The organism is Pseudomonas sp. NPDC098740 (genome assembly GCF_044760065.1).
Taxonomy (GTDB): Bacteria; Pseudomonadota; Gammaproteobacteria; order Pseudomonadales; family Pseudomonadaceae; genus Aquipseudomonas; species Aquipseudomonas rossensis.
Map to the genome: position 1 here is coordinate 260,382 of NZ_JBIWAM010000006.1, position 12,191 is coordinate 272,572.

A 12,191-nucleotide genomic window follows, 5' to 3' on the forward strand; every position below is an offset into this window, starting at 1 on the left:
GGACATGGCAATCAAGGTTTTACTGGTCGAGGATGACCGCGCGCTACGCGAAGCACTGGCGGATACGCTGCTGCTCGCGGGGCATGACTACACGGCGGTAGGCTCGGCGGAAGAAGCGCTGGCAGCGGTCGGTGCCGAGGCGTTCAACCTGGTGCTGAGTGACGTCAACATGCCGGGCATGGACGGCCATCAACTGCTCGGATTGCTGCGCACTCGTCAGCCGCAGCTGCCGGTGTTGCTGATGACGGCTCACGGCGCCGTGGAGCGGGCAGTCGATGCGATGCGCCAGGGCGCGGCGGATTACCTGGTCAAGCCATTCGAGCCCAAAGCCTTGCTCGATCTGGTGGCGCGTCATGCGTTGGGCAGTCTCGGTGCGACCGAGGGCGAGGGGCCTGTAGCGTTCGAGCCGGCCAGTGCGCAATTGCTGGAACTGGCCGCGCGGGTGGCGCGCAGTGATTCCACGGTGTTGATCTCCGGTGAGTCAGGGACCGGCAAGGAAGTGCTGGCGCGTTACATCCATCAGCACTCTCACCGCGCCAGTCAGCCGTTCATTGCGATCAACTGTGCAGCGATCCCGGACAATATGCTCGAAGCCACCTTGTTCGGTCACGAAAAGGGTTCGTTCACTGGCGCCATCGCAGCGCAGGCCGGCAAGTTCGAGCAAGCTGATGGCGGCACGATCCTGCTCGATGAAATCTCCGAAATGCCCCTGGGCCTTCAGGCCAAGTTACTGCGGGTATTGCAGGAGCGCGAAGTCGAGCGAGTCGGCGCACGCAAGCCGATCACGCTGGACATTCGAGTGGTCGCCACCACCAACCGTGACCTGGCCGGTGAAGTGGCAGCGGGGCGTTTTCGTGAAGACCTTTACTATCGCCTGTCGGTGTTTCCGCTGGCCTGGCGTCCGTTGCGCGAACGTACCGCCGACATCCTGCCATTGGCCGAGCGTCTTCTCGCCAAGTACGTCAATAAAATGAAGCATGCCGCGGCAAGGCTGTCGCCTGAGGCTCAGGCGTGCCTGGTCGGTTATCCGTGGCCGGGTAATGTGCGTGAACTGGATAACGCGATTCAGCGGGCGTTGATCCTGCAGCAGGGCGGATTGATACAGCCTCAGGATTTCTGTCTGGCCGGGCCGGTCGCTTGTGCGCCGTTGCCAGCCTTGGCGCCAACGTCCGTGCGAACCGTGGAGGTCGAATTCGAGTCGGCCGGGGCGCTGGGTGATGACCTGCGTCGCCGTGAGTTCCAGATGATCATCGACACCTTGCGCTCCGAGCGCGGTCGTCGCAAAGAGGCCGCCGAGCGCTTGGGCATCAGCCCGCGCACCCTGCGTTACAAGCTGGCGCAGATGCGTGATGCCGGAATGGACGTGGAAGCTTATTTGTTCGCCACCTGATTCCATTTGGTAGCAGCCTGCGTCCGGCTGCGCAGCAGTCGTGAAATCAGTCGGCGCGGTGTTTCAGAAAGACCGAGTGTTCAGGTTTTACGACTGCTACGCAGCCGGACGCAGGCTTCGCCAGCTGCTACGGATCGCGTTCCGCTTCTCGGGACGGCTTTTGTTTAGAGCGACCACGGAGCTGGCACCCTTGTTGCTAACACCTCACTACCCGCCGAGTGAGTGTCAAAAAAATCGCGGGTCGCCAAAGACGTAGCTCGTCAAAGAGAGAAACCATGAGCCAAGGTATTGAATTCAATCGATTGATGCTGGACATGCGCTCCATGCAAATGGATGCCATGTCTGCGTCGAAATCGACTGCCGCTGTTCCTGAAATGGGTGGCAGCAGCTTTTCCGACATGCTCGGTCAGGCCGTCAATAAAGTGAACGACACCCAGCAGGCGTCCAGTCAGTTGGCCAGTGCCTTCGAGATTGGCAAAAGTGGCGTCGACCTGACGGACGTGATGATTTCCTCGCAGAAGGCCAGCGTGTCTTTTCAAGCGTTGACCCAAGTACGCAACAAGCTGGTTCAGGCATACCAAGACATCATGCAGATGCCGGTTTAAGGACGAATTGAGTCATGGCAGAAGCAGTCGCCGATAATGTTCCGGCCAAGGCCACTCCAATAGACGGCAAGCCGCCGCTGTTCGGGTTGTCCTTCCTGGAAAACCTCTCCGAGATGACCATGTTGCGTCAGGTAGGCCTGTTGGTCGGCCTGGCTGCGAGCGTGGCGATTGGCTTTGCCGTGGTGTTGTGGTCCCAGCAGCCGGACTACCGGCCTCTGTACGGCAGTCTTGCCGGTATGGACGCCAAACAGGTCATGGATACCCTGGCCGCAGCCGACATTCCCTATACCGTTGAACCGAACTCCGGTGCCTTGCTGGTCAAGGCCGATGACCTGTCCCGTGCGCGAATCAAACTCGCGGGCGCTGGTGTCACTCCCACCGACGGCAACATCGGTTTTGAAATTCTCGACAAGGACCAGGGCCTGGGCACCAGCCAGTTCATGGAAGCGACCCGTTATCGTCGTGGTCTCGAAGGCGAACTGGCTCGCACCATCTCCAGCCTGAACAACGTCAAGGGTGCCCGCGTGCACCTGGCGATTCCAAAAAGTTCGGTGTTCGTGCGCGACGAGCGCAAGCCGAGCGCTTCGATTCTGGTGGAACTGTACTCCGGCCGCTCGCTGGAGCCTGGTCAAGTGCTGGCGATCATCAACCTGGTGGCCACCAGCGTTCCCGAACTCAGCAAATCCCAGATCACTGTCGTCGACCAGAAGGGCAACCTGCTGTCGGATCAGGCGGAAAATTCCGAACTGACCATGGCCGGCAAGCAATTCGATTACAGTCGTCGCATGGAAAGCATGCTGACCCAGCGCGTGCACAACATTCTGCAACCGGTGCTGGGCAACGATCGCTATAAAGCCGAAGTCTCGGCCGATGTGGATTTCAGCGCTGTCGAGTCGACCTCCGAGCAATTCAACCCGGACCAACCGGCGTTGCGCAGCGAGCAGTCGGTCAACGAACAACGTACCGCCAGCAATGGCCCACAAGGTGTGCCGGGCGCTTTGAGCAACCAGCCACCCGCGCCAGCTTCTGCGCCGCAAACCACCGGTGGCGCTACCGCGTCGGCCGGCATGGTGCAGCCAGGCCAGCCACTGCTGGATGCCAACGGTCAGCAAATCATGGACCCGGCTACCGGCCAGCCTATGCTTGCACCGTACCCGGCGGACAAACGTCAACAATCCACCAAGAACTTCGAACTCGACCGTTCCATCAGCCACACCAAACAACAGCAGGGCCGTTTGAATCGCCTGTCGGTGTCGGTGGTGGTGGATGACCAGGTCAAGATCAACGCGGCCAACGGTGAAACCACCCGTGCGCCGTGGACCGCCGATGAATTGGCGCGCTTCACTCGCCTGGTACAGGATGCCGTAGGCTTCGACGCCAGCCGTGGCGACAGCGTCAGCGTGATCAACATGCCGTTCTCCGCCGAGCGCGGTGAAGTGATTGCCGAAATTCCGTTCTACTCCCAGCCGTGGTTCTGGGACATCGTCAAGCAAGTGCTGGGTGTCTTGTTCATCCTGGTGCTGGTGTTCGGTGTGCTGCGTCCGGTGCTCAACAACATCACCGGCGGCGGCAAAGACAAACAACTGGGCATCGGCAGCGACGTCGAACTGGGTGGCATGGGCGGCTTGGACGGCGAACTGGCCAACGACCGCGTCAGTCTCGGTGGCCCGACCAGCATTCTGCTGCCGAGCCCGAGCGAAGGCTATGACGCACAGTTGAATGCAATCAAGAGTCTGGTGGCAGAAGATCCGGGTCGCGTGGCCCAGGTCGTGAAAGAGTGGATTAACGCAGATGAGTGATAACCGAGCCGTTGCCGCCAAACTGTCCAAGGTCGACAAAGCCGCGATTCTGCTGCTGTCCCTGGGTTCAACCGACGCCGCCCAGGTGCTGCGCCACATGGGGCCCAAAGAGGTCCAGCGTGTGGGTGTGGCCATGGCACAAATGGGTAACGTGCACCGCGAGCAGGTCGAGCAGGTGATGAGCGAGTTCGTCGACATCGTCGGCGACCAGACCAGCCTCGGCGTCGGCTCCGATGACTACGTGCGCAAAATGCTCACGCAGGCCTTGGGCGAAGACAAGGCCAACGGCCTGATCGACCGGATCCTGCTGGGCGGCAACACCAGCGGCCTCGACAGCCTGAAGTGGATGGAACCGCGCGCCGTCGCCGACGTGATCCGTTACGAGCACCCGCAGATCCAGGCGATCGTGGTGGCGTATCTCGATCCGGACCAGGCGGGCGAAGTGCTGGGCAACTTCGACCACAAGGTGCGTCTGGACATCATTCTGCGAGTCTCCTCGCTGAACACTGTGCAGCCAGCGGCCCTGAAAGAACTCAACCAGATTCTCGAGAAGCAGTTCTCCGGCAACTCGAATGCCGCGCGCACCACCTTGGGTGGCATCAAGCGTGCGGCAGATATCATGAACTTCCTCGACAGCTCGATCGAAGGTCAACTGATGGACTCGATTCGCGAAGTCGACGAAGACCTGTCCGGTCAGATCGAAGACCTCATGTTCGTGTTCAACAACCTGTCCGATGTCGACGATCGCGGTATTCAAGCGCTGCTGCGCGAAGTGTCTTCCGACGTTCTGGTGCTGGCCCTCAAGGGTTCGGACGAAGGCGTCAAAGAGAAGATCTTCAAGAACATGTCCAAACGGGCGGCCGAACTGTTGCGCGACGACCTCGAGGCCAAAGGCCCGGTGCGCGTCAGCGACGTGGAAACCGCGCAGAAAGAAATCCTCACCATTGCCCGCCGTATGGCCGAAGCCGGAGAAATCGTTCTCGGCGGGAAGGGCGGCGAAGAGATGATCTAAGGTCACTATGTCGTCCAAACATGATGAGTCCAACACCGACCTGATCCGTGGCAAGGACGTCGGTGGTTTCGACGTCTGGTCGCTGCCCAGTTTCGATCCGTTCGTGCCGGAACCCGAACCGGAACCTGAGCCCGAGCCGCCGGAAATGGAAGAAGTGCCACTGGATGAAGTCCAGCCACTGACCCTCGAAGAACTCGAAAGCATTCGCCAGGAGGCCTACAACGAAGGCTTCGCCACGGGCGAAAAAGAAGGTTTCCACAGCACCACGCTCAAAGTCCGTCAGGAAGCGGAGGTGGCCCTGGCCGCCAAGATTGCCGCTCTGGAGCAGTTGATGGGGCATTTGTTCGAGCCTATCGCCGAGCAGGACACCTTGATCGAAAAGTCCCTGGTCGACCTGGTGCAGCACATCACCAAACAGGTGATTCAGCGCGAACTCGCCATCGACTCGACGCAGATCGAACACGTCATGCGTGAAGCCCTCAAGCTCTTGCCGCTGGGCGTGGGCAATGTGCGGCTGTACATCAATCCGCAAGACTTCGAGCAGGTCAAAGCCCTGCGCGAACGCCATGAAGAAACCTGGCGCATCGTCGAGGACGAGGCGTTGTTGCCCGGCGGTTGCCGGGTCGAGACTGAACACAGTCGTATCGACGCCACGGTCGAAACCCGCGTTGCGCGGGTCATGGACAAGCTGTTCGATCAGTTGCACGAACAGGCCTTGCACCCGGCCGAACCGGATCTGAGCCTGGAACTGCCGATCAGTGACAAGCCAGCGGTCGTGCCGGTCGACCCCGAACTGGACAATCCTGATGCGCCTTGACCGCACCAGCTTCGCCAAGCGCCTCGGCAGCTACGCCGAGGCCACGGCGCTGGAAGGTGCGCCGATCCTTGAGGGCCGCTTGCTGCGCATGGTCGGCCTGACCCTCGAAGCCGAGGGCTTGCGCGCCGCCATGGGCAGCCGCTGCATGGTGATCAACGACGACAGTTATCACCCGGTGCAGGTTGAAGCCGAAGTCATGGGCTTCTCCGGCAGCAAGGTGTTTCTGATGCCGGTCGGCAGCGTTGCCGGCATCGCTCCCGGTGCCCGTGTGGTTCCTCTGGCTGATACCGGCCGTCTGCCGATGGGCATGAGCATGCTCGGGCGGGTGCTCGATGGCGCCGGTCGCGCGCTGGACGGCAAGGGTGGGATGAAGGCCGAAGACTGGGTGCCGATGGACGGCCCGACCATCAACCCGCTCAAGCGCGAACCGATCAGCGAGCCGCTGGACGTGGGCATTCGCAGCATCAACGGTTTGTTGACGGTCGGTCGCGGTCAGCGTCTGGGCCTGTTCGCCGGTACTGGTGTGGGCAAGAGTGTGCTGCTGGGCATGATGACCCGCTTCACCGAGGCCGACATCATCGTCGTCGGGCTGATCGGTGAGCGGGGTCGTGAAGTTAAAGAATTCATCGAGCACATCCTTGGTGAGGAAGGGCTCAAGCGTTCGGTCGTGGTGGCGTCCCCAGCGGACGATGCGCCGCTGATGCGTCTGCGCGCTGCGATGTACTGCACGCGAATCGCCGAGTATTTCCGCGACAAGGGCAAGAACGTCCTGTTACTGATGGACTCCCTGACCCGTTTCGCCCAGGCCCAGCGGGAAATCGCCCTGGCCATCGGCGAACCGCCAGCGACCAAGGGTTATCCGCCATCGGTGTTCGCCAAACTGCCGAAACTGGTGGAGCGGGCCGGTAACGCCGAGAAGGGCGGCGGTTCGATCACCGCGTTCTACACCGTACTGTCCGAAGGCGATGACCAGCAGGATCCGATTGCCGACGCCGCGCGAGGCGTGCTCGACGGGCACATCGTGCTGTCCCGGCGCCTGGCCGAGGAAGGTCATTACCCGGCCATCGATATCGAAGCGTCCATCAGCCGGGTCATGCCGTCGGTGGTTACGCCCGAACACATGATGCGCGCCCAGTATTTCAAGCAGCTGTGGTCGCGGTATCAGCAGAGTCGCGACTTGATCAGCGTCGGCGCCTATGTCGCGGGTGGTGATCGGGAAACCGACCTGGCGATCTCCCTGCAACCGCAGTTGGTGAAATACCTGCGCCAGGGCCTGAACGACAGCATCAGCCTGGGCGAAAGCGAAGCCTACCTCGGCACGATTTTCGCTCCCGCGGCCGGCGGCTAACCGGCCATGGCCCAGAGCCGAGCCTCGCGCCTGGCCCCCGTGGTCGAAATGGCCGAAAAGGCCGAGAAAACCGCGGTCCTGCGTCTGGGGCACTTTCAGGGGCAAGTCCGTCTGGCCGAAAGCAAACTCGCCGACCTCGAAGCCTTTCGTCTCGACTATCAGGAACAATGGATCGTGCGCGGCAGCAGTGGCGTGTCGGGCCAATGGCTGCTGGGTTATCAAGGCTTCCTTGCGCAACTGGGTACCGCCATCGACCAGCAGCGACAAAGCCTGGTATGGCATCAAAACAACCTGAACAAGGCTCGGGAATCCTGGCAGCAGGCGTTTGCCCGGGTCGAAGGCTTGCGCAAACTGGTGTTGCGCTACATGGATGAGGCGCGGCGACTGGAAGACCGGCGCGAGCAAAAGCTGCTGGATGAGTTGTCCCAGCGGTTGCCGCGTCAGGATCCGTATTGAGTGGTGCCTTCGAAAAGATCGCAGCCTGCGGCAGCTCCTACATTGACTGCGTGCAAACCCGGTTCTGTAGGAGCTGCCGCAGGTTCGGGCCGCGTTCGGACGATCTTTTGATCTTGCTCCAGCCCCAGCCAAGTGCTAAACCTTGTACACGTACGTTCACCAATGACAAGGAAGCCGTTAAATGCCAGTTGTTACAGAAGTATCCCAAGATGGGCAAAAGCTGACGATATCGATCAAGGGACGATTCGATTTCGCCAAGCATCAGGAATTTCGCGAGTCCTACGAAAATCTTCAGCCAAAACCCGAGTCCTTCGAGGTGGATCTGAAAGACGCTACCTACCTCGACAGCTCAGCGCTCGGCATGCTGTTGCTATTGCGTGATCACGCTGGCGGCGAGAATGCCGAGATCACGTTGACCAACGCTAACGCAGATGTGCGCAAGATCCTCGCCATCTCCAACTTCGAACAAATCTTCGACGTGGCGTGACCGCCATGCAGTCCTTGTTCGAACCGCTGACGATCCTGATCGCCGAAGACAGCGCGGCCGATCGCATGCTGCTGTCGACCATCGTTCGTCGCCAGGGGCATGAGGTGCTGACGGCCGCCAACGGTGCCGAAGCCGTTGAAGCGTTTCGCCAGCAACGACCGCAACTGGTGCTCATGGACGCGATGATGCCGGTGATGGACGGTTTCGAGGCTGCGCGGCAGATCAAGGTGTTGGCAGGGGAAACCCTGGTGCCGATCATCTTCCTCACCTCGCTGACCGAAAGCGAAGCGCTGGCCCGCTGTCTGGAGGCCGGGGGCGACGACTTTCTGGCAAAACCCTACAACCAGGTGATCCTCGCCGCCAAGATCAAGGCGATGGACCGCTTGCGACGATTGCAGGCCACGGTGTTGCAACAGCGCGACCAGATCGCCAGGCACCACGAGTACCTGCTCAACGAGCAGCGCGTGGCCAAGGCCGTGTTCGACAAGGTGGCCCACTCCGGCTGCCTGAGTGCACCGAATATTCGCTACCTGCAATCGCCCTATGCGTTGTTCAACGGCGATCTGCTGCTGGCCGCGTTTACCCCGGCCGGCGACATGCACGTGCTGCTCGGCGATTTTACCGGTCATGGTTTGCCGGCTGCGGTTGGTGCCATGCCCTTGGCCGAAGTTTTCTATGGCATGACCACCAAGGGTTACGGCCTGTCCGAAACCCTGCGCGAGATGAATGCCAAGCTCAAGCGCATCCTGCCGGTGGACATGTTCTGTTGTGCAACGCTGCTGTGCCTGAGTTTTCAGCGACGCTCGGTGGAGGTCTGGAACGGCGGAATGCCGGACGGTTACCTGCACAGCATCGCCAGCGGTGAGCGAACGCCGCTGACGGCTCGGCATTTGCCGCTCGGCGTGCTGAGCCCGCAATCCTTTGATGACCGCACCGAGGTGTTTCCGATGGCGGTCGGGGATCGGGTCTTCCTGTTGTCCGACGGGGTGATCGATACCTGCGATGCCAACGAACAGTTGTTTGGTGTGGAGCGATTGCAGCAGGTGTTTGCGGCCAATCGTCAGCCTGATGAGTTGTTCGAAGAGATCGAGCAGGCGTTGCGGGACTTTCGCGGCGAGGCCCGTGATGACGTGAGCATGGTCGAGGTCAGTCTGCTGGAGGCCGCACAACTGAGCCCGCCGGCGCTGGTGTATTCCGACAGTGGTCAGTCCTGCCCGCTGGACTGGTCAGTGAGTTTCGAATTTCGCGCCGCCACGCTCAAACGCTTCAATCCGCTGCCGTATCTTCTGCAACTGCTGCTTGAGGTCCACGGTCTGCGCGCTCAGAGCGGGGCGCTCTACAGTGTTTTGGCCGAACTGTATTCCAATGCCCTGGAACATGGGGTGCTGGGGCTGGATTCGAGTCTCAAGCGCGATGCCTCGGGTTTTACCCGCTATTATCAACAGCGAAATACGCGCCTGGACGAGTTGCAGGACGGTTTCGTGCGGGTGCATTTGCAGGTGACACCCAAGGGTGAGGGCGGGTGCCTGACTGTTCGGGTTGAAGACAGTGGCAAGGGTTTCGATGTTGCGCGGGTGATGGAGCGGCCCGTCGATGGTGTCCGTCTGTCGGGACGTGGCGTCAGTCTGATCCGTCAATTGGGCCACAATGCGAGTTGGTCCGACGATGGTCGAAGTGCCCGCGTGGAATTTTTCTGGGAGGCTCTGGCATAATCCACGCATTCTTGATCAAGGAGTGAGCAAGTGGCTGACACACACCTGGACCGCGACGTGCTAAGCGCGTTGCAAGAGGTCATGGAGGATGAGTATCCGACGTTGCTGGATACCTTTCTCGCCGATTCCGAAGAGCGTTTACGCATCTTGCGAAAGGCTGAAGATGCCGCGCAACTCATGAATGCTGCCCATAGTTTCAAGGGCAGCAGCAGCAACATGGGCGCCATTCGCCTGGCTGAGTTGTGCCATGACCTGGAGCAGCGCGCCAAGCAAAAAAGCCTCGCCGGCATTGAAAAGCTGGTGGGCGAAATTGATGACGAATTTGCGTTTGTCCGGCCGCTCTATGAGGCCGAGCGTCAGCGTTCTCTCTCTGCCAATGATACCGGCCGGCGCTTTTAGCGCCGGTGACTCAAACCTGGCGCGACCTTTGCAATAATCTCCGTCAACTGTACCTACGATCCCAGTGCAGCGGAGACCGTTCCATGCCCGTTACCCCCAATATGCTTCTTCAGGCCGCCGCGCAGGCCAAGACTCAAGCCGCTTCCGCCAATTCACCGGCGCTGGCCGCTGAGCCTGGGGACAAGGCATCCAGCTTCGCTCAGGTCTACGCTAATCAAGCCCGGAACAAACCCTCTGCGGTGGGTGATGGATCGGCCAAGCCGATACGCGATAAGGCGCCGGACAGCCCCGATAAAAAGGACGTCAGCAACGACAAGTCTGCCGCCCCGGAGCCTGCGGTTGCCGATAGCGGCAAATCCTTGCCCGCCGATAAGCCGGCGCCGACCGACGACAAGACTGCCAGCGATGATGCGTCGAAGGATGCCGAAACGCCGGTAGTCGACACCGTGCCGGTTGATCCAACCCTCGATCCTTCGTTACTGCCACCGTTGCAGGCAGTGGTGGCAACCCCTGTTCAGGAAGCCCCGCCAGTGGTCGCCACCGTGCAGCCAAAGGTCGAAGCGCCTGTTGCTGCGGCAGTGACGGCGACGCCAGTTGCTGCTGCAACGGCGGATAGCGATTTCGATCCCGAAGCCGATCCCCTCGACGCACTGCCCGCCGTGCGCATGGCCATGGAGCAGAGCGGGCACGTTTCCGCTTCCAGTCAGGCCCAGCCAAAAGCGGCACCGACCTCGGCCCAGGCTCAGGCCGACGGCGAGTCAACCTCGGCGCAGAACTTCGCCGCCGGCATGGCGAGCATGCTCGATGTGCAAGCCGACAAGGACAGCACCGGCCAGGGCGGCGACAAGGCCTTTAGTGGTCTTGTCGATGACGGTCTCAAGGACTTGAAGTCCGCGAGTAGCGATACCCGGGTCGACGATTTCGCCAACCGTCTGGCGGCACTGACCCAGGCGGCCACGCCGAAAACCGCTAACGCATTGCCGGTGAACCAACCGATCGCCATGCATCAGAGCGGCTGGACCGAAGAAGTAGTGAACCGGGTCATGTACCTGTCCAGTGCCAATCTCAAGGCCGCCGACATCCAGTTGCAACCGGCCGAACTGGGGCGGCTGGACATTCGGGTAAACATGGTTCCGGATCAGCAGACCCAAGTGACGTTCATGAGCGCCCATCCAAGCGTTCGCGAAGCGCTGGACGGGCAGATGCATCGCTTGCGTGACATGTTTGCGCAACAGGGTATGGGCCAGGTCGACGTCAATGTGTCCGACCAGTCCCGTGGCTGGCAGGGTCAGGGGCAGGAACAGGCTCAACAGGGTCAAAGCCAGGGTGGACGCACCAACGCCAGCGGTGGTCGTCTCGATTCCATGGACGAAGAGCTTGCGCCAACAGCTGCCGAAGTAGCGGCCAGCACCACCAGCGTCATTGGCTCCAGCGCAGTCGACTACTACGCCTGATAAATCTCGGCGACCCTAAAAGATCGCAGCCTTCGGCAGCTCCTACAGGATGTACACATTCCAATGTAGGAGCTGCCGAAGGCTGCGATCTTTTGATTTTCGGCTTCAACCAGCCGCAGCCCATTTTCCTTCAGACACTTCTGGCATAACACTTGCTCTTGCCTTGCCGTGCGACTGTGAAAACCCGAATAGTGACGGATTATTGGCATGGCGAAGAGCGAAGCAGCAGTAAAAGACCCCGCAACCAAAGGCAAACTCAAGCTGATCATTGTGATCGTGGTAGCCCTGCTGCTGGCGATCGGTTTGTCCGTGGGAGCAACCTGGTTCTTCATGCACAGCGCCCAGAGCAAGCCTGCCGCCGCGGCCGAAACCGCCCCGGTCGGCAAGCAGCCAGCGATTTTCGAGCCCATGGCTCCAGCCTTCGTGGCCAATTACAACCAGAACGGCCGTCAGCGCTACATGCAGGTGAGCATTACCATGCTGGGTCGCAATCAGGCCGATCTGGAAGCGCTCAAAGTCCACATGCCCGTCATCCGCAATAACCTGGTCATGCTGTTCTCCGGGCAGGACTTCGCCACCCTGGCGTCGCCGGTCGGGCAGGAAATGTTGCGTCAGAAAGCCACGGCCAGCGTCCAGGAAGTGGCGCAGAAAGAACTCGGCAAAGTGGTCATCGAACAGTTGCTTTTCACTAATTTCGTACTGCAGTAGGAAC

12 protein-coding genes are annotated in these 12,191 nt (G+C 60.6%); all 12 read left to right on the forward strand.

What is annotated here, in order from left to right; genetic code table 11:
* Positions 1 to 4: 4 nt before the first annotated feature.
* The 12 genes from fleR (at position 5) to fliL (ending at position 12,187) form a co-directional block, all read left to right on the forward strand.
* Positions 5 to 1,390: a sigma-54-dependent response regulator transcription factor FleR gene (fleR, locus tag ACIQU2_RS10335; protein ID WP_403140319.1), complete on the forward strand. Its 1,386-nt coding sequence runs from the start codon at positions 5 to 7 to the stop codon at positions 1,388 to 1,390.
* 275 nt (positions 1,391 to 1,665) lie between these two features.
* Positions 1,666 to 1,995: a flagellar hook-basal body complex protein FliE gene (gene fliE / locus ACIQU2_RS10340; RefSeq protein ID WP_008151056.1), complete on the forward strand. Its 330-nt coding sequence runs from the start codon at positions 1,666 to 1,668 to the stop codon at positions 1,993 to 1,995.
* A 14-nt stretch (positions 1,996 to 2,009) separates the two neighbouring features.
* On the forward strand, positions 2,010 to 3,794 hold the full coding sequence (gene fliF / locus ACIQU2_RS10345) for a flagellar basal-body MS-ring/collar protein FliF (RefSeq protein ID WP_347803255.1): 1,785 nt from the start codon (positions 2,010 to 2,012) through the stop codon (positions 3,792 to 3,794).
* Positions 3,787 to 4,806 (forward strand): flagellar motor switch protein FliG, encoded by a 1,020-nt coding sequence (gene fliG, locus ACIQU2_RS10350; protein ID WP_282377484.1) that lies wholly within the window; start codon positions 3,787 to 3,789, stop codon positions 4,804 to 4,806. Before fliF ends, fliG begins: the two co-directional genes overlap by 8 nt.
* Positions 4,807 to 4,813: 7 nt before the next feature.
* Positions 4,814 to 5,623, forward strand: coding sequence for a flagellar assembly protein FliH (gene fliH / locus ACIQU2_RS10355; protein ID WP_347803256.1), 810 nt, complete (start codon positions 4,814 to 4,816; stop codon positions 5,621 to 5,623).
* Positions 5,613 to 6,971, forward strand: coding sequence for a flagellar protein export ATPase FliI (fliI, locus tag ACIQU2_RS10360; protein ID WP_056742084.1), 1,359 nt, complete (start codon positions 5,613 to 5,615; stop codon positions 6,969 to 6,971). Before fliH ends, fliI begins: the two co-directional genes overlap by 11 nt.
* A gap of 6 nt (positions 6,972 to 6,977) precedes the next feature.
* Positions 6,978 to 7,427: a flagellar export protein FliJ gene (fliJ, locus tag ACIQU2_RS10365; protein WP_033055981.1), complete on the forward strand. Its 450-nt coding sequence runs from the start codon at positions 6,978 to 6,980 to the stop codon at positions 7,425 to 7,427.
* A 181-nt stretch (positions 7,428 to 7,608) separates the two neighbouring features.
* Positions 7,609 to 7,914: an STAS domain-containing protein gene (locus ACIQU2_RS10370; RefSeq protein WP_403140324.1), complete on the forward strand. Its 306-nt coding sequence runs from the start codon at positions 7,609 to 7,611 to the stop codon at positions 7,912 to 7,914.
* A gap of 5 nt (positions 7,915 to 7,919) precedes the next feature.
* On the forward strand, positions 7,920 to 9,626 hold the full coding sequence (locus ACIQU2_RS10375) for a SpoIIE family protein phosphatase (protein ID WP_403140326.1): 1,707 nt from the start codon (positions 7,920 to 7,922) through the stop codon (positions 9,624 to 9,626).
* 30 nt (positions 9,627 to 9,656) lie between these two features.
* Positions 9,657 to 10,025, forward strand: a complete 369-nt coding sequence (locus tag ACIQU2_RS10380; protein ID WP_347803259.1) for an Hpt domain-containing protein — start codon at positions 9,657 to 9,659, stop codon at positions 10,023 to 10,025.
* Between the two features lie 83 nt (positions 10,026 to 10,108).
* Positions 10,109 to 11,479, forward strand: coding sequence for a flagellar hook-length control protein FliK (locus ACIQU2_RS10385; RefSeq protein ID WP_403140329.1), 1,371 nt, complete (start codon positions 10,109 to 10,111; stop codon positions 11,477 to 11,479).
* A gap of 207 nt (positions 11,480 to 11,686) precedes the next feature.
* Positions 11,687 to 12,187, forward strand: coding sequence for a flagellar basal body-associated protein FliL (fliL, locus tag ACIQU2_RS10390; RefSeq protein ID WP_150655106.1), 501 nt, complete (start codon positions 11,687 to 11,689; stop codon positions 12,185 to 12,187).
* Positions 12,188 to 12,191 lie beyond the last annotated feature (4 nt).

Excerpts from the sequence above, each read along its gene's own strand:
- ACIQU2_RS10385 (WP_403140329.1), top strand. The coding sequence starts at position 10,109 with ATGCCCGTTACCCCCAATATGCTTCTTCAGGCCGCCGCGCAGGCCAAG.
- ACIQU2_RS10375 (WP_403140326.1), top strand. The coding sequence starts at position 7,920 with ATGCAGTCCTTGTTCGAACCGCTGACGATCCTGATCGCCGAAGACAGC.
- ACIQU2_RS10370 (WP_403140324.1), top strand. The coding sequence starts at position 7,609 with ATGCCAGTTGTTACAGAAGTATCCCAAGATGGGCAAAAGCTGACGATA.
- fleR (WP_403140319.1), top strand. The coding sequence starts at position 5 with ATGGCAATCAAGGTTTTACTGGTCGAGGATGACCGCGCGCTACGCGAA.
- fliL (WP_150655106.1), top strand. The coding sequence starts at position 11,687 with ATGGCGAAGAGCGAAGCAGCAGTAAAAGACCCCGCAACCAAAGGCAAA.
- fliE (WP_008151056.1), top strand. The coding sequence starts at position 1,666 with ATGAGCCAAGGTATTGAATTCAATCGATTGATGCTGGACATGCGCTCC.
- fliI (WP_056742084.1), top strand. The coding sequence starts at position 5,613 with ATGCGCCTTGACCGCACCAGCTTCGCCAAGCGCCTCGGCAGCTACGCC.
- fliG (WP_282377484.1), top strand. The coding sequence starts at position 3,787 with ATGAGTGATAACCGAGCCGTTGCCGCCAAACTGTCCAAGGTCGACAAA.
- fliJ (WP_033055981.1), top strand. The coding sequence starts at position 6,978 with ATGGCCCAGAGCCGAGCCTCGCGCCTGGCCCCCGTGGTCGAAATGGCC.
- fliF (WP_347803255.1), top strand. The coding sequence starts at position 2,010 with ATGGCAGAAGCAGTCGCCGATAATGTTCCGGCCAAGGCCACTCCAATA.
- fliH (WP_347803256.1), top strand. The coding sequence starts at position 4,814 with ATGTCGTCCAAACATGATGAGTCCAACACCGACCTGATCCGTGGCAAG.